Origin of the sequence: Alkalihalobacillus alcalophilus ATCC 27647 = CGMCC 1.3604 (assembly GCF_000292245.2) — a bacterium.
In the GTDB taxonomy this organism is placed as follows: domain Bacteria; phylum Bacillota; class Bacilli; order Bacillales; family Bacillaceae_D; genus Alkalihalobacillus; species Alkalihalobacillus alcalophilus.
The window spans coordinates 26,005-46,275 of the sequence record NZ_ALPT02000009.1 but is presented as its reverse complement, the minus strand read 5'-3'; the positions used below and the strand labels follow the sequence as shown (position 1 = coordinate 46,275).

Below are 20,271 nucleotides of genomic sequence, written 5' to 3'. Positions count from 1 at the left end.
AAAAAAATGAACCATGAACATATTGAACAAGATTTGGCCAAAATGAAAAAAACGATTGAGCAAGCAAAGGATATGCGTTACCGGGCTGAAGCGAAATTAGAAGAATTAGAAAATCAAGAGAAACGTCTATTAGCAGAGCTTAATGAACTTGGTGTAAAACCAGAGGAGTTGGATCAAGAGATTGAAGCACTTGAAAAGCATATAGAGCAAGCCATAAATGAAGCTTGGTCGTTAATTCCAAAGGAACTTATGAAAGATGCTAGATAATCGAGGCAAAATAGCTGAGCTAGAACGTCAACTAACGGAAACTAAAAATGAATGGATTCGACTTGATGCGAAACGAGTCCTGTTAGAAGAACAGCTCGCAAAAAAGCAAAACGAACTGAATGAATATCAAGAAACAATTGATGTTTATGAAAAAGCCCGTGTGCTTTTACAGCAATCAGCTGAATATGCAAGGGAACAGGCGAAGCAGCAAATGGAAACACTTGTCACCAATGCCTTACAATATGTATTCGGCCCGCTTTTTTCTTTTGTGATTGAAATTGAAGAGCATGGGAACAAAGCGGTCGCTGAATTTTATGTTGTAACCGAATATGAAGGGGTTCAAATTAAAACAAAACCTCAAGATTCAAGGGGGGGCGGTGTCGTCGATATTGTGACACTTGCTTTACGTGTTGCTTTAATCGAAACGATCCAACCAAAAATGAACGGACCTCTCCTTTTAGACGAGCCAGGTAAACATGTTTCAGGCGATTATGTGCATTATTTATACGATTTTTTGAAGTCGTTAAGTATGATGTTTGAACGGCAAGTTATTATGATTACTCACAATCAGCATCTAGCTGAATCAGGTGATAAGGCGTATCAAGTCTCGATTCGTGATGGCATCAGTGAGTTGATCGTTCTTGACAACTCTTGACAATCATGTATACGAGCTTTACAATTATATGGTATGCGGTATTAATTTAATTCTTTCCGCATTCGAACCAAAAATTGTTTGAAACATGATTAACATGACAAAAATGCATGTATGGAACCAACAATTAGATAGCAAGAGGAGGTGAAAGAGTGGATATTTTAAGTAATGGTTTCCTCTTCGCTGCTTTGCTTGTTGTCGCTGCAATCATTGGTGCAGTTGTTGGATATCTTGTTCGAAAATCCATTGCAGAAGCGAAAATTTCTAGTGCGGAACAAGCCGCGAAACAAATTATTGAAGACGCGAAACGCGACGCAGAGTCAAGTCGTAAAGAAGCGATCCTTGAAGCAAAGGATGAGATTCACAAAATTCGTACCGAGGCTGAACGTGATGTTCGTGAAAGAAGAAATGAGATTCAAAAACAAGAGAATCGTTTGGTACAAAAAGAAGAGATCCTAGACCGTAAGAGTGAAACTTTGGACAAGAAAGAAGAAGCTTTGGAAAAAAGGGAGGATTCTCTCACCAAAAAACAACGACAAGTTGAAGAGATGGAAAGTAAAGTTGAGGAAATCGTACAACAACAAAAAGAAGAACTTGAACGCATTTCCGGATATTCTCGTGAAGAAGCACGAGCATCAATCCGTGAAGAATTAGAGCAAGAGCTTGCACATGAATCAGCGGTCTTAATTAAAGAACGCACAATGCAAGCTAAAGAAGAAGCTGATAAAAAGGCAAGAGAAATTTTATCATTAGCTCTTCAACGTTGCTCAGCTGATCATGTGGCAGAAACAACGGTCTCTGTTGTCACTCTTCCAAATGATGAGATGAAAGGCCGAATTATCGGGCGTGAAGGACGAAATATCCGCGCTTTAGAAACATTAACAGGAATTGATTTAATTATTGATGATACTCCTGAAGCGGTTATTTTATCAGGCTTTGATCCAATTCGTCGTGAAATTGCTCGTTCGGCTCTTGAAAAACTCGTTCAAGATGGACGGATTCACCCAGCGAGAATCGAAGAGATGGTCGATAAATCTAGAAGAGAAGTAGACGAATCAATTCGTGAGTACGGTGAGCAAGCTACATTTGAAATGGGTATCCATGGTTTGCATCCTGATTTAATCAAGATTTTAGGTCGTTTGAAGTTTAGAACGAGCTATGGTCAAAACGTCTTGAAGCATTCAATGGAAGTCGCTTATTTAGCAGGATTAATGGCTTCTGAACTAGGTGAAGATGTTAAGCTTGCTAGAAGAGCGGGTCTATTACATGATATCGGTAAAGCGATTGACCATGAAGTGGAAGGAAGTCATGTTGAAATCGGTGTGGAACTTGCGACAAAGTACAAGGAACACCCAGTGGTTATCAATGCGATTGCTTCTCATCATGGTGATGTGGAGTCAACTTCAGTTATTTCGACTGTTGTCGCAGCAGCTGATGCTTTATCAGCAGCACGTCCGGGTGCTCGTCGTGAAACGCTAGAAACGTATATTAGACGTCTTGAAAAGCTTGAAGAGATTTCTGAGTCGTTTGAAGGCGTTGAAAAGACGTATGCGATTCAAGCAGGTCGCGAAGTGAGAATTATGGTTCGCCCTGATGTCGTAGATGATGTTCTTGCCCATAAATTAGCAAGAGATATTACGAAGAAAATTGAAGATGAACTTGACTACCCAGGTCATATCCGCGTGACCGTCATTCGTGAAACACGGGCAGTTGAGTATGCAAAATAAAAAAGTAGCTTCGGCTGCTTTTTTATTTTGATTAAAAGGGTCAATAGGAAGCAGGGAGTTTAGAACAAAGGGTGACAGCGGCTAGTCTATTCCTTTATACTAATAAAGATAAACAAGACTGTATGAATAGAAATGAGGATAATATGAGAATTTTATTTGTTGGTGATGTTGTTGGATCACCTGGTAGAAATATGGTGGATGAGTACTTACCAAAGCTGAAAAAGACCTATAAACCGACGATTACGATTATTAATGGTGAAAATGCAGCGTCTGGAAAAGGCATAACTGAAAAAATATATAAAGGTTTTATGGATGCCGGGGCTCAAGCAGTCACACTTGGTAACCATAGTTTTGACAAAAAAGATATTTTTGAGTTTATTGATCGAGCAAAATCGTTGGTACGACCGGCTAATTATCCAGAAGGTGTTCCAGGGAAAGGATACACATTTGTAAAAATCAATCAAATCGAAGTGGCTGTTGTTAATTTAATGGGACGGACTTTTTTACCGGCTATTGATTGTCCGTTTCGAAAGATCGATGAGATTTTAGAGGAAATTATGGAAAGAACGCCTTATATTTTTGTAGACTTTCATGCAGAAGCGACAAGTGAAAAGCAGGCGATGGGTTGGTATTTAGATGGTAGAGTGACGGCAGTTGTCGGGACACATACCCATGTTCAAACGGCAGATGAGCGAATTTTGCCAGACGGAACGGCGTATATAACAGATGTTGGGATGACTGGGCCATATGATGGCATTTTAGGGGTTGAGAAAGAAGTCATTATTCAAAGATTTTTAACAAGTTTGCCAGCGAGGTTTGAAGTGACACAAGGAAGGGAACAATTAAATGGAGTGATCATTGATGTCGATCCAAAAACGGGTCTAGCAAAATCAATTCAACGCATTCTCATTAATGATGACCACCCTTTCTTTCATCTATAATCCGACTAAAGAATGATTCTTTAGAAATTATTTTTGAAAGCAGGAATATGAATTGATTTTGCGAAATACTATTAACTATTAGCATCTCTTGTACATTGACATCAGGAGTCATAGGTTAAGAGTGATCACCTTTTTTCCACGTCTTAGCTAGAACCAATATTAGTCGTAATAAAAGGAGGTACAAGAAATGGAAGTTTTAAAAGTTTCAGCAAAATCTACGCCAAATTCTGTCGCTGGTGCTCTAGCAGGTGTGATTCGAGAACGGGGTGCTGCCGAAATCCAAGCAATTGGAGCTGGAGCACTTAATCAATCGATTAAAGCGATTGCCATTGCAAGAGGGTTTGTCGCACCTAGTGGAATTGACTTAGTTTGTATCCCTGCCTTCACAGATATTGAAATCGATGGCGAAGAAAGAACAGCGATTAAATTAATCATTGAGCCTAGATAACGAATAAGAACTGTCTAATCTTTTATGGTTAGGCAGTTTTTTCATGTGCAATGATTTTAGGTCATTAAAGAAACGAAAGATAGATTCAAACACTTTCCTCATTTTAGCTAGTCTTATTTTTAAGAAGTGAATTCTTTAGAATGTTTGCCGTATCGCCATGGAAGTTTCATTGTTTTTAAATGGGAAGACAAGTATAATATAATATTGAATGTTTTATTTTCGGTAAAGGAGTTTTTTCGATGAATGAAGAGCAAAGATTAGGGAAACAAGGGAATACAAACGAAGCTTCCGAAAAGGACGTAAAATCCTTGAACGGAAAAAGCAAAGATTATAGTAAGTATTTCGATTTTTCTAATGCAAAGGTCATTTCCGAAGAAGGAAATAAAAAGGTGATTCGAATCGAAGGGCGAGAGATTTCGATTTTAGATCAGCCTGATTATAAACAAGGAAAACGTCGCGGCAAAGAAGATGTGCAAGTCATCCGACCAGACACGTTAATTCCTGATGACATGAAAACGATTGGCCAAGGGAAGAAATTTTTAATTCGGACATATGGCTGCCAAATGAATGTTCACGATTCTGAAAACATGACAGGTCTTTTGCTTGAAATGGGTTTTTCAGAAACAGAAGATACAACTGAAGCGGATGTCATTTTATTAAACACCTGTGCGATTCGTGAAAACGCGGAGAATAAAGTATTTGGTGAAATTGGTCATTTAAAAACGTTAAAACAAGAAAAGCCTGAATTGATTTTAGGCATTTGTGGCTGTATGTCACAAGAAGAAAATGTCGTCAATCGCATTATGAAAAAACACCAGCATATGGATTTAATCTTTGGAACCCATAATATTCATCGTCTTCCACACCTTTTAAAAGAAGCCATCTTTGGCAAGGAAATGGTAATTGAAGTTTGGTCTAAAGAAGGCGATATTATTGAAAATATGCCTCGTGCGCGAAAAGGGAAAACACAAGCTTGGGTTAATATTATGTATGGCTGTGACAAATTTTGCACGTACTGTATTGTGCCATATACACGTGGGAAAGAAAGAAGTCGACGTCCTGAAGATATCATTGCTGAAGTAAGAGACTTAGCTCGCCAAGGTTATCAAGAAGTAACCTTACTCGGGCAAAATGTAAATGCGTACGGCAAAGATTTTGATGACATCGATTACGGACTCGGTCATTTGATGGATGAAATTCACAAAATTGATATTCCGCGTGTCCGTTTTACAACGAGTCACCCACGAGATTTTGATGACCATCTAATAGAAGTGTTAGCAAAAGGTGGGAATCTGGTTGAGCATATTCATTTGCCAGTCCAGCACGGAAACTCACAAATTCTTAAGCTCATGGCACGTAAATATACGCGTGAAAGATATATTGAGCTTGCGAATAAAATAAAAAATACGATTCCAAATGCGTCGTTTACAACCGATATTATTGTTGGTTTCCCAAACGAAACAGAAGAGCAATTTGAGGATACATTATCATTAATGCGTGAAATCGAATTTGATAGTGCCTTTACGTATATTTATTCACCACGTGAAGGAACACCAGCAGCGAAAATGAAAGATAATGTACCAGATAAAGTAAAGCGTGAGCGTCTTGCTCGACTAAATGCCCTCGTTAATGAAATTTCAGCGAAGAAAAATCTTGAGTATCAAGGGAAAGTCGTTGAAGTATTAGTAGAAGGCGAAAGTAAAAAGAATCCAGAAGTATTAGCTGGACGAACTAGAACGAATCGTCTTGTTAATTTTAGAGGTCCTAAATCAGCCATCGGAACGATCGTTTATGTTAAAATAAATGATGCCAAAACATGGTCATTAAATGGAGAATTAGTTGAATCAGCGGAGGTTATAAAATAATGGAAGCAAAATATACAAGACAAGAAGTCCTTACAAAAGCAAAAGAGCTAGCGTCGATGATGGCAGAAACGGAAGAAGTAGATTTTTTCAAAAAAGCCGAAAAGCAAATTAATGAGCATTTACGTGTACAAGAATTAATTGCCCAAATTAAAAAGCTGCAAAAAGAAGCAGTAAACTTAAAACACTATAATAAATCAGAGGCATTAAAACAAACAGAAGCAAAAATTGATGAGCTTCAAGATGAAATTGAACAAATCCCATTAGTGCAAGAATTTCAACAAAGTCAAGTTGATGTAAATGATCTTTTGCAAATGGTGTCTAATACGATTACAAAAAAAATCACGGAAGAAATCATTACTTCAATGGGTGGAGATGTGTTAAGAGGAACAACAACAAAAAATCCATTAATCCAAGACCATTGTTAATGAGGAAAAAGGAACTCTGTCTTAAGCAAAGGAAGCTTTGTTGGGACAGAGTTTTTATTTTAGTAACTCAACTTTCGCAGTGTATGATTGACCGTTAACCGTTAACCGTTAACCGTTAACCGTTGATAGAGATTGACTTTAGGGCGATACAATACTCCAATTGACTTTACACGATCGGTTCAATCGTTGACAGTCTGAACACATCTCTTCGTAGGCTGTTGAAGGAAACTATTCAGTAAAATGAAGTGAAGAAGAAGGTTCTTCTGCCTTAGAAATAGCTAATTGAGAATGGCGATATCATCAAACCTCTCCACCACACTTAGCGGACAAAACCATACGGAGACTCCCGCGGGAATAAACCGTGGAGCGAGACCCCGCAAGGCTTGCCGAGGAGGCTCGCCAGGTTCCCGCAGAACGCGGAGTATGGTTTTGGGAGCGACAGCCGGAGGGTCTATAATATTTTCTTAATGCACAGTTTATCCGTTTGGTGTGATTTGCGTTCTCGCTTTTCTTACGTATCAAGGGCATTTGTTTAAGAGCTTCTATTCGCTCTGCCAACTAGTTGAACCGATTTTCTTGATGCGAAAGTTGAGTTAGTAATAAAAAAGTAATTAAAAATATTTTTTCATTGGAAAACACGTACTATTTCAACGCACTTTCTCATATCGTGTAAGAGATAAGGATTTAAGCTAGTTTGGAACTATTTGCACACTAGTCATTTGTCCTGCATAGGATGGGAGTGAATAGTTTGGCGGAGCGAACGAGGCGGAAGCCATCAAAGCGACCAACTACTTAGATTGAAATGAGAAAGAGGAGGGTAATGTTTCATGGCTCAAAATGATTTTAATTTTCGCGAGATCATAACGAAGGCCGTATGTGGGAAGGGACAAAAATTCTCAGAAAACACCCATCATATTAAACCTTCTAACAAACCTTCAAGCATCCTCGGTTGCTGGGTTATTAATCACAAATTTGATGCAGCAAAAAAAGGCGAGAATGTTGAAGTAACAGGAAGCTATGACATTAACGTTTGGTTTTCTTATGACGACAATACAAAAACAGAAGTGGCATCGCAAACGGTACCTTATACGGATATTGTCGAATTAACTGTTCGAGATCAAAATGTGCTTTCCGAGGAGATGGAAGTGATCGCTCGAGCGGTCCAACAACCAAACACATTAGAAGCAACAATAACAGAGGCTGGTGATCGTGTAGCCGTCCAAGTCGAAAGAGAGTTTGTTGTTGAATGTATCGGGGAAACCAAAATTGCTGTTGCGGTTAATCCAGACGGTGTCATTCGTGATTTTTCTGCAGATGACGTAGAAGATGATGTGAGTGATGAAGAGTTTGAACGCTTAGATCCAAACTTTTTACATCAAGAAATGCATAAGAAATAATACGAACCGGATTTTTTCTGGTTCTTTTTTTTATCTTTTTTTCGCGGCTTGGGTTTATCAATGGCTAATTGCTGGAAATGGATAGGTGAAAATAGAATGAAATAAAAATTAGGAGGGGTTTAGGGAAGGAATTCAGTTAATGACTTTTTAATAGCGCACTAATTGTGTTTGAGAGCATAATCCGAGTCGTATACGGTAATACGACCTGACTGCTGTTTTGCTATAAAATTGCGATGAATCTATTAGGCTGTATCCTAGCTATATGGTATAATATTGATCATCTGAAATACGTACGGCGGAGGTTTATGATGGCTGAACAAACACCAATGATGAAACAATATTTAGAGATTAAGGCACAACATGCAGATGCCTTTTTATTTTTTCGTTTAGGGGATTTTTATGAATTATTCCATGAGGATGCGATAAAAGCGGCACAGGAACTTGAAATTACCTTGACAGGTCGTGGAAAAGGCGATGAGCGGATCCCAATGTGCGGGGTTCCCCATCATTCTGCAGAACAATATATGGTCAGGCTAATTGAAAAAGGCTATAAAATTGCGATTTGTGAACAAGTAGAAGACCCAGCTGTCGCTAAAGGGGTCGTTAAACGAGAGGTTGTTCGGATCTTGACTCCTGGAACGGTTGTCGATAAACGTATGATCCAAGAAAAAGAAAACAACTTTATTACTTCAATTACGGATTTTGCGGATGGGACAATTGGTTTTATTCGGACGGACTTGTCAACGGGCGAAAATGAAGTGACGTTATTAAATGATGACGTTCAAGAGATTATCCAAGAGTTAACATCTTCTCGTTCCAAAGAGCTTGTTGTTGATCCACAGTTTGCCGAGGAGAAGCTTGCTCAAATTAAACAAGCGATCCATGTGACGGTGTCCTATGAAGAGAATGCCGATATCATTTCGGATTACGTGACATTGACTGAACCGTTGGAGCAAAAGAAACTACAAACGACTTTTTGGCGGATGTGTCAGTATTTAGTTCGAACTCAGAAGCGAGCACTTAATCACTTACAGCCAGTCGTTTATTATCCGGCAAATTCTTATTTGAAAATTGATCGCCATTCCAAACGAAACTTAGAGCTAACCGAAACATTACGAGATAAAAAGAAACAAGGCTCTTTAATTGGCGTAATTGATCAAACCGTTACGGCAATGGGCGGAAGAATGTTAAAAAAGTGGGTCGAGCAGCCGTTAATTCAACAAGAAGTGATTGAAGAACGTTTAAATATTGTCGAAAACTTTTCCTCTTTTTATTTTGAAAGGGAAGAGTTACGAGATGAATTAAAAGAGGTTTATGATTTAGAAAGATTAGTAGGTCGAATCGCTTATGGGAATGTGAATGCGAGAGAGCTCCTGCAGTTAAAGCGTTCGTTAGAGAAATTACCGGCCGTAAAATCGATCCTTGAAAAAATGAGTAAAAACTATAGTGAGCGCTGGTTTTCTCAGTCTACGAGCTATGAACCGCTAATTGCGTTACTAGATAAAAGTTTAGTGGAGGACCCACCGATTTCAGTCAAAGAGGGTGGGTTAATTAAAGCTGGTTTTCATGAAGAGCTAGACACGTATCGTGATGCTAGTGTGAACGGGAAGCGTTGGATTGCTGAGCTTGAACAGAAGGAACGTCAATTAACGGGGATTAAGACGTTAAAGGTTGGGTATAACAAAGTGTTCGGTTATTTTATCGAAGTGACTAGAGCGAATGTTCAACTGTTACCAGAAGGACGTTATGAACGAAAACAAACGTTGACGAATGCTGAGCGTTATATTACACCGGAATTAAAGGAAAAAGAAGCGATTATTCTTGGAGCAGAAGAGAAAATGGAGCAACTTGAATATGAGCTGTTCCTGACGATTCGTGATGAAGCGAAAAAATATGTCGTTTCGATTCAGGAACTCGCCAAATCGATTAGTGAGATCGATGTTTTGATTGGATTTGCAACGGTTGCAGAAAATAATCGCTATACGAAACCACACTTTTCAACTGAAAATAAAGTCAATATTGTTGGGGGGAGGCACCCTGTTGTGGAAAGTGTTATTCCAAAAGGGGATTATGTCGCCAATGATGTACAGATGCAAGCAGAAAGAGAAATGCTTCTTATTACGGGTCCAAATATGGCAGGTAAAAGTACGTATATGCGTCAGCTCGCCTTAATTGTGGTGATGGCACAAATCGGTTCGTATGTTCCGGCAGAAGCGGTCGAGTTGCCGATTTTTGATCAAATTTTTACGAGAATTGGGGCGGCCGATGATTTAGCAAGTGGTCAAAGTACATTTATGGTTGAAATGCTTGAAACTCAATATGCACTAACTAAAGCTTCACAAAATAGTTTAATTTTATTAGATGAAATTGGCCGAGGAACGTCAACCTATGATGGAATTGCTTTAGCCCAATCAATCATTGAATATATTCATGATGAGGTAAAGGCGAAGACCTTATTTTCGACCCATTATCATGAATTAACGAGCTTAGAAGAAAGCTTAGATCATTTAAAAAATGTTCACGTCTCTGCAACAGAAGAGGATGGTCATGTCGTCTTTTTACACAAAGTGATTGATGGACAAGCGGATAGAAGTTATGGAATCTATGTTGCCGAGCTTGCGAAGATGCCAACAGCTGTGACGAGTCGAGCCGAGGAGCTTTTATTCCAGTTGGAGCAAGGGATGAAACAAATGCCTGTTGCTGCGTCGACTCCTTTTGTTGAAACGGTCAAAGAAGAAGTGGCCGTGGCAAAAGAAGAGCCAACACAGCTTTCTTTATTCCCGGAACCAGCTGTAGAAATAAAAAAAGAAGAGTCGTTAACAAAAGCAGAAAAACAATTAATGAAAAAAATAAAAGAAGTGGATGTTCTTCATTTGACACCATTTGAAGCGATGCAAAAAGTGTATGAATGGCAAAAGAGTTTAAAATAAGTGGAGAGGAGGCATACAATGGGGAAAATTAAACAGCTACACGATAGTTTATCGAATAAAATTGCGGCAGGTGAGGTTGTTGAACGTCCTGCTTCAATTGTCAAAGAGCTAGTAGAAAATGCGATTGATGCGAACAGTTCTCATATCCTCGTTGAAATTGAAGAGGGTGGCTTAAGTTCGATCCGGATTGTCGATAATGGTGACGGAATGGAAAATGACGATGTTGAGACAGCATTTTTGCGGCATGCCACGAGTAAAATTCAAACCGACCGCGATTTGTTTCATATTAAAACGCTCGGTTTTCGTGGGGAAGCTTTGCCAAGTATCGCCTCCGTTGCTCACTTAACTTTAAAAACGAGTACAGGTATTGGGGCTGGTACAGAAATTAAATTAGAAGGCGGCGAAATTGTTGAAAAAACAGCAGCTGCGACACGAAAAGGAACCGAAATTAAAGTTACTCACTTATTTTTTAATACACCGGCTCGTTTAAAATATTTAAAAACAGTTACAACAGAAGCGGGAAATGTTAGTGATATTATGAATCGTTTGGCGATGGCTCATCCTAATATTGCGTTTGAATTGTTTCATGATGGTAAATTGCTCTTAAAAACATTAGGGAATGGCGATCGAAAACAAGTCATCGCGGCGATTTATGGACGTAACATTGCGAAAGAAATGCTCGAAATAAAAGGAGAAACCCTCGATTATTCTTTACATGGCTTTGTGTGCAGGCCAGAAATAACGAGAGCTTCAAGACAGTATATTTCGATTATCGTCAATGGGCGCTATATTCGAAATTTTGTCCTCGCCAAGGCAATTCAAGCGGGTTACCATACGCTGTTGCCAATTGGTCGTTTTCCGATTGTGGTGCTCTCGATTGAGATGGACCCACTTTTAATCGATGTCAATGTTCATCCGGCTAAATTAGAAGTTCGTTTAAGCAAAGAAGCTGAGCTTAGTCAGCTGATAACGGAGTCCGTAGTTTCTATCTTCAAAAAACAAACGTTAATTCCAGAAGCGAATGTTAAAAAGGCGACAAAACTAGCGAGTGAACAGTTATCGCTTGATTTTGAAACAAAGCAGCAAGCCCAAATAAACGAAATAGGGAAAGAAGCTCAGAGCAAACAAGTTTATGAACCCTTTCCACAAGTTGATAGCTACCAAACGCCATCCTTTTCTGAAACAAAAAGTGAAGAAAAATGTTTGGAGCCAGAAGTTGTAAATGAAAAAGCACCGCAGCTAGAATCAAGCCCCTTTACTGCATCAGAGTTAAGTGACGAAGAAGAACGGGGCGTGACGGAGTTTGAACAGAGTGTAAAAGAGTCAGAGCGCTCAAACTTAATAGAACAGGAATCAGTGGCTGAACAAGTTGAAGTTCAACAAGAGCTTGAGCCTTCAAGAGTGCCAATTCTTTATCCGGTCGGTCAAATGCATGGGACGTATATTATCGCCCAAAATGAACATGGAATGTATTTAATTGACCAACATGCTGCCCAAGAACGAATTAAGTATGAATTTTTTCGTGAAAAGGTGAAAGAGACCGAACCGAATGTTCAGGATTTACTCGTGCCTTTTACAATTGAATGCACTCAGCAAGAGATGGCAATGATAGTAGAACATATCGATAAATTAAGGCAGGTTGGAGTGTTTTTAGAAGAATTCGGCCCTCATACGTTTATAGTGCGTTCTCACCCGACTTGGTTACCTAAAGGTTTAGAAGAAGAAACGATTCGTGAAATTATTGAACAGCTTTTATCAACAAATAAAGTGGATATCGGAACTTTGCGCGAAGAGGCAGCTATTTTAATGTCGTGTAAAGCAGCGATTAAAGCGAATCGACATTTACGACATGATGAGATTTTTGCACTGTTAGAGACGTTAAGAAAAAGCAGTGATCCATTTACATGTCCACATGGGCGTCCCATATTGATCCATTTTTCAACATATGAATTAGAAAAGATGTTCAAACGGGTTATGTAATGGATTGGTTAATGAGGAGAGAACAGTGTGATTGTAACAACGGTGCGAAAAAACGCTAAAAGATTAGAACAAAAAGCAAATGAACTTGCGGAAATACTGAAGGGGAAATTTGTCGAACGCGGTGGTGAATCTGTTCGAACACTGCAACAACGATTTTTACAGGACATGATTGTCGTTGGGAGCGAAAAGATTCAATTTTTCCCTAAAGATTCAGCAGAGCCATTTTTTTATCATCCTAATTCTGCATTTGTCCGAATTAAACAAATCGAAAAAAATCAGCTTGAACCATTAAAAGCAGCCTCAGAGCTTCAAACAGGTATGAGTTTTCTCGATTGTACGCTTGGACTAGCTTCTGATAGTTTAGTGGCGCAATATTTAGTAGGAGAGAGTGGTCGAGTTATCGGGGTAGAAGAAAATTTTGTAATCGCAACACTCGTTCGAATCGGTTTGAACTCTTGGACAGACGGACGAGCGGACTTACTTGATTTAATGAAAAAAATCACAGTAGGGCATGCTCATCACCTCGATTATTTAAAAGAACAACCGGATAACTCATTTGACGTTGTCTATTTTGACCCGATGTTTGAACAAGCGATACTTGAATCAAAGGGCATAAGTGGCTTAAGAAGTCTGGCTCATTATGGCACGATTAGTGAAGAGGCGATCCAAGAAGCGAAACGAGTGGCGAAACATCGAGTTGTTTTAAAAGATCATTGGCAAAGTAGTCGCTTTTCGCAATTTCAATTTTCTGTATTAAAACGAGGTCATGCAACCTTTCATTACGGTTTTTTGGATATGAATAAAAAAGATCTTAATGATTAGGTTTGGAAAGCTCAAAAAAGGGAGAAGATGATGAAGGAAGATTTAATCTCGATAGTAGGTCCGACAGGCGTCGGAAAAACGGCACTTAGTATTGAACTTGCAAAAAAGTATGGTGGAGAAATCATTAGTGGTGATTCCATGCAAATCTATCGTGGAATGGATATTGGGACCGCGAAGGTAAATGAGGAAGAGATGCAAGGGATTCCTCATCATTTAATTGATATTAAAGACCCAAATGAAGCCTTTTCAGTAGCAGACTTCCAAGAACTTGTGGTACCTTTAATAACAAGGCTCAATCAAAAAAAGAAGGTGCCGATTTTAACGGGTGGAACAGGGCTTTATGTGAATTCGATTATTAAAGGTTATCAGTTTTCAGAGACGGAAGAAGACTTGACGTATCGAAAAGAACTAGAACAATTTGTGTCTGTTCATGGTGTTGAGGCATTATATACTCAACTTCTTTCAGTTGATCCAGATGCAAAAGAGGTCATTCATCCGAATAATATCCGCCGTGTCATTCGGGCTCTTGAAGTGTTTAAAGTAACAGGAATTTCTTTTACTAAGCAGCAAAAGAACATGCCAGAGGAAGAACGTTATCACTTAGCGATGATTGGATTAACGATGCCTCGTGAACAACTGTATGAGCGAATTAATAGTCGTGTCGATATGATGGTCAAAAACGGTTTAATTGAAGAAGTCGAACACCTGTATAACCAAGGCATTAAGGATGTTCAAAGTGTGCAAGCGATTGGATATAAAGAGTTATACAGTTATTTTGACGGGTTGTATTCATTAGAAGAAGCGATTGAAAAATTGAAACAAAACTCTAGACGATATGCGAAAAGACAGTATACTTGGTTTCGAAATAAAACGAATACTACATGGTTTGATGTATCAGAAGGGTTAACAGAAAAAGTTTTTCTGCAAATATCTGAGTTTGTGGAAGGAAATCTAAAAAATATATCGAAATAAAGAGATAGCTAAAATGAGGGGGACAGAATCATGAAAACTATTAATATTCAGGACCAATTTTTAAACCAGTTAAGAAAAGACAACATTTCCGTAACTGTTTTCCTTTTAAATGGATTCCAATTACGTGGACTCGTAAAAGGTTTTGATAACTTTACAATTATTTTAGAAACAGAAGGTAAGCAACAGTTGGTGTATAAACACGCGATTTCAACCTTTGCACCACAACGTAATGTTCAGCTAAAAAGTGAATCAGACCTTACATAACGGTTTTCCCGAATAGTAATGACAATATACTAGTTGTTTTAGGGTACCGATAATAGCTTGAAAAAAAAGACTCTTCTCGTTGAATCATAGAAGAGTCTTTTTTTGATTTTTGCAGTGAAAAGTTATGAGTAAAAGCTCCTTAGTAGCAGACTTTAACCTAATGTTGCCAAATAAAATCTAGTGAATCAATACGAATAAATGGCTGACTTAATCTTTTCGACCGTATTGCTGTAGTAGATCGTGCCTTTGTTCTTCGGTTAATTTATCAATGGTGAGCACGTATCGGTGGAATGATAAGGGTGATTTTAAACCTAATTTCTTTTGGACATTTTCAGTTAATTCGCCTTGCAGTAGAGCATGTAAAATATAGCGATTCCGCAAATGTTGAGCCGATATCCCTTTGCGAAGCTCGCCTCTTGCCACTTCGAGTCGGATCATTTTTTGGATGGCGATGTTCGTTAACTGTTTTGGCTTGTCCTCTTCGTAAGACCAGCGATATGTTTTTCTTTGAAAATCAAAGGCTACGAGAAAAGGGTCATTCTCATGTAATCTCGGTCTGACCGGTTCAGGGATCTTTTGATAATAAGAAAAAGCAAGTTGTCGGTCAGGCTGACTTAAATGGATGGAACGCTTATCTGCTTCTCCATTTATTTCAATCGTGCCCGATTCAAACTTCATTTGTGTCATGGTTAGATCAACAGCTTCTTGTAAGGTAAGTCCATAATGCAAAAATAATTTCACAATGAATTCATTACGTGCTTTTAATAAGGGACGAACTTCTAGCTGCTGTTCACTTAAATTTTTGTTTGACCGTAGTGTTTGGATAAATTGTGAAACTTCCTGTGATGAGACCCATTCTGACGGTTTTAAAGGGGTGAGAATCAGCTCAGGTGCGCCTGAAAAAGCAAAGGGATGCTCTTTGCAGAAATTTTCTTCTATACAATATTTAGCTAGCTGTTTGAGTGCTGAATGGATTCTTCTGACGGTTCGAATTTGGTGTTCTTTTTCTTCAAACAGATAGGTTATAAATTGCTGGACCTGTTCTTTTGTAATATTCATCCATTCACTCTCGATTGTTCGGCCTTTCGTTTGCTGAGAAAGCCATCGAAAGAATAAGCTAAAATCATGCTCGTATCGTTTAATCGTTGAAGCTTTTCTTCCTTTTATATACAAATTATCTAAATAGGAATGGACGAATGTCGGAAAAGAGGAATCGGTCATATAAACATCACCTCCGCTTTTCTCATATTATACATTTAAGTGTAGGTATTTGAATGTTTTTATAGGCATTTGTCACAATTTTTAATTTGTAGCGTATGATTAACATAAGGGAGTAATGGATGGAAGGGTGAGCAGCATGAGTAACCCGATTAACACGAGGAAAAATGGACGTATTAATGTGGTGTTAAACCAAACGAGGTATGAATTGAAGGAACCCCAGTCACTCGTTTATTATTCCGAGGAAGATAAAGAAAAACATGAAATTTTAAAACGATTTGAAAAACGTATGGAGGATTTTATCGGACTAAAGGATGTTAAAAAATTAATTAACGAAATTTATGCGTGGCTATATGTCAATCGATGTCGTGAGCAAAATGGTTTAAAAGTGTCAAAGCAAGTGTTGCATATGATTTTTAAAGGTAACCCTGGCACAGGAAAAACAACGGTCGCCCGAATTATTGCAGAGTTTTTTCATGAAATGAATGTTTTAGAAAAAGGGCATTTACTAGAAGTGGAGCGGGCCGATTTAGTCGGAGAATATATTGGCCACACGGCTCAGAAAACAAGAGAGGTTATTAAAAAAGCTCATGGTGGTGTGTTATTTGTCGATGAGGCTTATTCGTTGGCAAGAGGTGGGGAGAAGGATTTTGGCAAGGAAGCGATTGATACATTAGTGAAGGCGATGGAGGATCAACAACATTCATTTGTGCTTATCCTAGCAGGCTATTCACGCGAAATGGATTATTTTTTATCGTTAAATCCAGGATTGCCCTCACGTTTTCCGATTGCGATGGATTTTCCTAATTACACGTTAGAGGAGCTCATTGAAATTTTAATTGGCATGGCCCATGAAAGGGAATATAAGTTAACAACGGAAGCGATTCGCCATATCCGTGAACATCTTAAGCAAATACGGATTGAACAAGAGCGTGCGTTTAGTAATGGGCGATATATCCGGAATTTGATTGAAGAAGCAATCCGCTTACAGGCGGTTAGACTATTACGTTTAGGGAACTTTGAACGAAAGCATCTTGAAACGTTAGAAGCGGAAGACTTTAATTTTCATTCATCAAGAGTGAATACACGGTAAAAGGACCTTGCTGTAGGGGTCCTTTTTAGTTTGGGTTGCTTTTGCTTGAGAGGGCTAAATGTTATAATAAAATGATCTGAATTTGTTATGAAAAAAGGAGAAATTTATGCAACTGTTACAAAATGAAAAGTTTCAAGCTCTAATTCAGCGGGTAGAGGATAAAATAGATTCCGTTCATAAACAATTTGATTATGTAGCGATGGTCAATCAAGCAAAAGTGTTGGAGTCTTATAAAAAACATCAGGTGGCAGATTTTCATTTTACACCCTCGACTGGATATGGCTATGATGATGTCGGCCGCGATACATTGGAAGCGATTTATGCGGATGTTTTTGGTGGGGAAGCAGCGTTAGTACGCCCGCAAATCATTTCCGGAACTCACGCAATTGCGACTTGCTTATTTGGGGTTTTAAGGCCAGGTGATGAATTAATTTATATTACGGGAAAACCGTATGATACACTTGAGGAAATTGTCGGTATAAGAGGCAATGGGCATGGTTCGTTAAAAGAATTTCAGATTGATTATCGAGCGATTCCCCTTTTAGAAAATGGTTGGATTAATGAGAGGGAAATCACTCAAGCGATTACTTCAAAGACTAAAGTGATCGGAATTCAACGTTCTAAAGGTTATGACGCTCGCCCGTCCTTTACCATTTCAGAAATCAAAAAAATGATCGAATTTATACGTACGATTAAAGAAGACGTCATTATTTTTGTTGATAATTGTTATGGGGAATTCGTTGAGGAGATGGAACCGTGTCAGGTTGGAGCCGATCTGATGGCTGGTTCGCTTATCAAAAATCCAGGTGGTGGAATTGTTAAAACGGGTGGATATATTGTCGGTAAGGAAGAATTAATTGAGTTAGCTTCGTATCGGTTAGCGGCTCCGGGTATTGGACGTGAAGGAGGGGCTAGCCTATATAGTTTACAAGAGATGTATCAAGGTTTTTTCCTAGCGCCACATGTTGTCGCTCAAGCATTAAAGGGTGCGACTTTTACAGCTGCTTGTTTAGAGGACTTAGGAATGAGCACTTCGCCTAGTTGGAATGATAAAAGAACGGATTTAATTCAGTCTGTTCGTTTTCCAACAGCAGAAGCGATGATTAAGTTTTGCCAAGCGATTCAAGCCGCTTCACCAGTTAATGCCCATGTCACTCCTCATCCAAGCCCAATGCCAGGTTATGAAGATGATGTTATTATGGCAGCGGGAACATTTATTCAAGGAGCAAGTATTGAATTAACAGCAGATGGCCCGATTAGGCCACCGTATGTCGCTTATGTCCAAGGTGGGTTAACATATGAACATGTAAAAATCGCAGTTATTCAAGCAATTGATTCGTTAAAAATTGTCAATGAAGAAAATTGATGTTAGGTAATGTAACATTAGTTGACATTGATTCTTACATCTAGTAGTCTAATAGTATGGAATCGGAGGTGACGGTATGAAAATAGAAGATCGTCGTAATATGCCATTGTTTCCAATTGGAATTGTGATGCAGCTAACCGATTTGACCGCAAGACAGATTCGTTACTATGAGGAAAATAAATTGGTTCATCCAATTCGTACAAAAGGTAATCAGCGTTTATTTTCTTTTAATGATGTTGATCGCCTATTGGAAATTAAAGAGATGTTGGAAAAAGGCTTTAATATTTCCGCAATCAAACATTTTTTAGAAGAAAAAGAAAACGAAAAAAAGAACAGCTCTACACCGAAAAAAGAACTATCGGATCAAGAGTTACGCAGATTATTAAAGAAGGAATTACAAGATGCCGGAAAGCTCGGCAAAACGTCGCTTATACAAGGACAACTTTCTCGTTTTTTTAATACGTAAAATATGGATGGAATAGATTTCTGATTCTTGAGGAAATCTTTTCAATATAATTAGGATTGAAAGGGGCTTACATAGAATGGCTAAGTTTACAAAAGAAGACATTATTCAAAATGCACAAGAAAACAACGTCCGTTTTATTCGCTTGCAGTTTTCAGATTTATTAGGAACGATTAAAAACGTCGAGATTCCAATTGACCAATTAACAAAAGCATTAGATAACAAAATGATGTTTGACGGTTCATCAATTGAAGGTTTTGTTCGTATCGAGGAATCTGATATGTATTTATATCCAGATCTTGACACATGGGTTATTTTCCCATGGACTCCTGAAAAAGGTAAGGTAGCCCGTTTAATTTGTGATATTTATTTTCCAGGAAAGCCTGGCGAAGAACCAACTCCATTTGAAGGAGACCCACGTGGTATTTTGAAGCGAGTGCTTAAAGAAGCAGAAGATCTTGGTTTCACAGCTTTTAACATTGGACCAGAGCCAGAATTCTTCTTATTCAAAAATGATGAAAATGGCGAACCGACTTTAGAATTAAACGATAAAGGTGGCTATTTTGATTTAGCACCAACAGATCTAGGAGAAAACTGCCGTCGTGATATCGTATTAGAGCTTGAAGATATGGGCTTTGATATCGAAGCATCTCACCACGAGGTAGCACCAGGTCAGCACGAGATTGATTTTAAATATGCTGATGCGGTTACAGCTTGTGACCATATTCAAACATTTAAACTAGTTGTAAAAACAATTGCTCGTAAGCACGGGTTACACGCAACTTTCATGCCGAAACCACTATTTGGTGTAAACGGTTCTGGGATGCACTGTAACATGTCTTTATTTGATAAAGAAGGAAATGTTTTCTTTGATGAATCAACAGAATCACAATTAAGTGAAACAGCAATGCAATTCCTAGGTGGAATTTTAGAGCATGCAGAAGCTTTTACAGCTATCACAAACCCGATTGTTAACTCTTATAAGCGTTTAGTTCCTGGTTATGAAGCACCTGTATATGTAGCATGGTCTATGCGTAACCGTAGCCCACTTGTACGTATCCCATCTTCTCGTGGTGTAAGTACCCGTATCGAAGTTCGTAGCCCAGATCCAGCAGCGAACCCATACTTAGCTATGGCCGCAATGCTTGCCGCTGGTCTTGATGGAATTAAGAGAAAAATCACTCCACCAGCAGCAACAGATCGTAACATCTACATCATGAGCAAAGAAGAGCGCATCGAAGAAGGAATCAATGACTTACCAGCAACACTAAAAGACGCAATTGACACATTAGTCAAAGACGAAGTTCTAGTGAAAGCATTAGGTGAGCACGCTATCGAGCACTTCATCGAAGCAAAAGAAATCGAATGGGATATGTTCCGCACACAAGTTCACCCTTGGGAACGTGACCAGTATATGCAGAACTATTAAGAAGATCAAACC

The 20,271-nt window shown here is 38.7% G+C and carries 18 protein-coding genes; 17 read left to right on the top strand and 1 reads right to left on the bottom strand.

Annotation, left to right across the window (positions count from 1 at the left end):
• Positions 1-6 precede the first annotated feature (6 nt).
• From BALCAV_RS03755 to hfq, 13 genes are all read left to right on the top strand, one after another.
• On the top strand, positions 7-267 hold the full coding sequence (locus BALCAV_RS03755; RefSeq protein WP_003321357.1) for a hypothetical protein: 261 nt from the start codon (positions 7-9) through the stop codon (positions 265-267).
• On the top strand, positions 257-922 hold the full coding sequence (locus BALCAV_RS03750; protein ID WP_003321356.1) for an AAA family ATPase: 666 nt from the start codon (positions 257-259) through the stop codon (positions 920-922). Before BALCAV_RS03755 ends, BALCAV_RS03750 begins: the two co-directional genes overlap by 11 nt.
• Before the next feature lie 149 nt (positions 923-1,071).
• Positions 1,072-2,646: a ribonuclease Y gene (rny, locus tag BALCAV_RS03745; protein WP_003321355.1), complete on the top strand. Its 1,575-nt coding sequence runs from the start codon at positions 1,072-1,074 to the stop codon at positions 2,644-2,646.
• A 143-nt stretch (positions 2,647-2,789) separates the two neighbouring features.
• Positions 2,790-3,587 carry a TIGR00282 family metallophosphoesterase gene (locus BALCAV_RS03740; RefSeq protein WP_003321354.1) on the top strand — a complete coding sequence of 266 codons (798 nt, stop codon included), beginning with the start codon at positions 2,790-2,792 and terminating at the stop codon, positions 3,585-3,587.
• Positions 3,588-3,774: 187 nt separating this feature from the next.
• Positions 3,775-4,035 carry a stage V sporulation protein S gene (locus BALCAV_RS03735; RefSeq protein ID WP_003321353.1) on the top strand — a complete coding sequence of 87 codons (261 nt, stop codon included), beginning with the start codon at positions 3,775-3,777 and terminating at the stop codon, positions 4,033-4,035.
• Positions 4,036-4,274: 239 nt separating this feature from the next.
• Complete coding sequence (gene miaB / locus BALCAV_RS03730) at positions 4,275-5,900, top strand: tRNA (N6-isopentenyl adenosine(37)-C2)-methylthiotransferase MiaB (protein WP_003321352.1); 1,626 nt, start codon at positions 4,275-4,277, stop codon at positions 5,898-5,900.
• Positions 5,900-6,325, top strand: coding sequence for a YlbF/YmcA family competence regulator (locus BALCAV_RS03725; RefSeq protein WP_003321351.1), 426 nt, complete (start codon positions 5,900-5,902; stop codon positions 6,323-6,325). The genes miaB and BALCAV_RS03725 overlap by 1 nt, the downstream gene beginning before the upstream one ends.
• Positions 6,326-7,152: 827 nt before the next feature.
• On the top strand, positions 7,153-7,722 hold the full coding sequence (locus tag BALCAV_RS03720) for an outer spore coat protein CotE (RefSeq protein ID WP_003323757.1): 570 nt from the start codon (positions 7,153-7,155) through the stop codon (positions 7,720-7,722).
• Positions 7,723-8,030: 308 nt separating this feature from the next.
• Positions 8,031-10,652, top strand: a complete 2,622-nt coding sequence (gene mutS, locus BALCAV_RS03715) for a DNA mismatch repair protein MutS (protein ID WP_003323758.1) — start codon at positions 8,031-8,033, stop codon at positions 10,650-10,652.
• A gap of 18 nt (positions 10,653-10,670) precedes the next feature.
• The gene (gene mutL, locus BALCAV_RS03710; RefSeq protein ID WP_003323759.1) at positions 10,671-12,632 is read left to right on the top strand and encodes a DNA mismatch repair endonuclease MutL; all 1,962 of its coding nucleotides are present in this window, start codon (positions 10,671-10,673) and stop codon (positions 12,630-12,632) included.
• 27 nt (positions 12,633-12,659) lie between these two features.
• Positions 12,660-13,454, top strand: coding sequence for a class I SAM-dependent methyltransferase (locus BALCAV_RS03705; RefSeq protein WP_003323760.1), 795 nt, complete (start codon positions 12,660-12,662; stop codon positions 13,452-13,454).
• Positions 13,455-13,484: 30 nt separating this feature from the next.
• Positions 13,485-14,426 carry a tRNA (adenosine(37)-N6)-dimethylallyltransferase MiaA gene (gene miaA, locus BALCAV_RS03700; RefSeq protein WP_003323762.1) on the top strand — a complete coding sequence of 314 codons (942 nt, stop codon included), beginning with the start codon at positions 13,485-13,487 and terminating at the stop codon, positions 14,424-14,426.
• A gap of 30 nt (positions 14,427-14,456) precedes the next feature.
• Positions 14,457-14,690 carry an RNA chaperone Hfq gene (gene hfq, locus BALCAV_RS03695; RefSeq protein WP_003323764.1) on the top strand — a complete coding sequence of 78 codons (234 nt, stop codon included), beginning with the start codon at positions 14,457-14,459 and terminating at the stop codon, positions 14,688-14,690.
• Between the two features lie 207 nt (positions 14,691-14,897).
• On the opposite strand, the gene BALCAV_RS03690 is transcribed toward hfq, so the two are convergent.
• Positions 14,898-15,911 carry a tyrosine-type recombinase/integrase gene (locus BALCAV_RS03690; protein ID WP_003323765.1) on the bottom strand — a complete coding sequence of 338 codons (1,014 nt, stop codon included), beginning with the start codon at positions 15,909-15,911 and terminating at the stop codon, positions 14,898-14,900.
• Between the two features lie 136 nt (positions 15,912-16,047).
• Here BALCAV_RS03690 and spoVK point away from each other — a divergent pair, with 136 nt between their 5' ends.
• The 4 genes from spoVK to glnA all read left to right on the top strand — a co-directional run bounded on the left by spoVK (position 16,048) and on the right by glnA (position 20,259).
• Entirely contained in the window at positions 16,048-17,001 is a 954-nt protein-coding gene (spoVK, locus tag BALCAV_RS03685; RefSeq protein WP_003323766.1) for a stage V sporulation protein K, read from the top strand.
• Between the two features lie 106 nt (positions 17,002-17,107).
• Positions 17,108-18,367, top strand: coding sequence for a methionine gamma-lyase family protein (locus tag BALCAV_RS03680; RefSeq protein ID WP_003323767.1), 1,260 nt, complete (start codon positions 17,108-17,110; stop codon positions 18,365-18,367).
• A 76-nt stretch (positions 18,368-18,443) separates the two neighbouring features.
• Entirely contained in the window at positions 18,444-18,833 is a 390-nt protein-coding gene (locus BALCAV_RS03675; protein ID WP_003323768.1) for a MerR family transcriptional regulator, read from the top strand.
• Between the two features lie 76 nt (positions 18,834-18,909).
• Positions 18,910-20,259 carry a type I glutamate--ammonia ligase gene (glnA, locus tag BALCAV_RS03670; protein WP_003323769.1) on the top strand — a complete coding sequence of 450 codons (1,350 nt, stop codon included), beginning with the start codon at positions 18,910-18,912 and terminating at the stop codon, positions 20,257-20,259.
• Positions 20,260-20,271 lie beyond the last annotated feature (12 nt).

Coding starts and splice junctions, on each gene's coding strand:
- spoVK (WP_003323766.1), top strand. CDS start 16,048: ATGAGTAACCCGATTAACACGAGGAAAAATGGACGTATTAATGTGGTG.
- BALCAV_RS03740 (WP_003321354.1), top strand. CDS start 2,790: ATGAGAATTTTATTTGTTGGTGATGTTGTTGGATCACCTGGTAGAAAT.
- BALCAV_RS03690 (WP_003323765.1), bottom strand. CDS start 15,911: ATGACCGATTCCTCTTTTCCGACATTCGTCCATTCCTATTTAGATAAT.
- hfq (WP_003323764.1), top strand. CDS start 14,457: ATGAAAACTATTAATATTCAGGACCAATTTTTAAACCAGTTAAGAAAA.
- BALCAV_RS03735 (WP_003321353.1), top strand. CDS start 3,775: ATGGAAGTTTTAAAAGTTTCAGCAAAATCTACGCCAAATTCTGTCGCT.
- BALCAV_RS03675 (WP_003323768.1), top strand. CDS start 18,444: ATGAAAATAGAAGATCGTCGTAATATGCCATTGTTTCCAATTGGAATT.
- BALCAV_RS03750 (WP_003321356.1), top strand. CDS start 257: ATGCTAGATAATCGAGGCAAAATAGCTGAGCTAGAACGTCAACTAACG.
- mutS (WP_003323758.1), top strand. CDS start 8,031: ATGGCTGAACAAACACCAATGATGAAACAATATTTAGAGATTAAGGCA.
- BALCAV_RS03720 (WP_003323757.1), top strand. CDS start 7,153: ATGGCTCAAAATGATTTTAATTTTCGCGAGATCATAACGAAGGCCGTA.
- miaA (WP_003323762.1), top strand. CDS start 13,485: ATGAAGGAAGATTTAATCTCGATAGTAGGTCCGACAGGCGTCGGAAAA.
- mutL (WP_003323759.1), top strand. CDS start 10,671: ATGGGGAAAATTAAACAGCTACACGATAGTTTATCGAATAAAATTGCG.
- BALCAV_RS03755 (WP_003321357.1), top strand. CDS start 7: ATGAACCATGAACATATTGAACAAGATTTGGCCAAAATGAAAAAAACG.
- BALCAV_RS03680 (WP_003323767.1), top strand. CDS start 17,108: ATGCAACTGTTACAAAATGAAAAGTTTCAAGCTCTAATTCAGCGGGTA.
- BALCAV_RS03725 (WP_003321351.1), top strand. CDS start 5,900: ATGGAAGCAAAATATACAAGACAAGAAGTCCTTACAAAAGCAAAAGAG.
- miaB (WP_003321352.1), top strand. CDS start 4,275: ATGAATGAAGAGCAAAGATTAGGGAAACAAGGGAATACAAACGAAGCT.
- glnA (WP_003323769.1), top strand. CDS start 18,910: ATGGCTAAGTTTACAAAAGAAGACATTATTCAAAATGCACAAGAAAAC.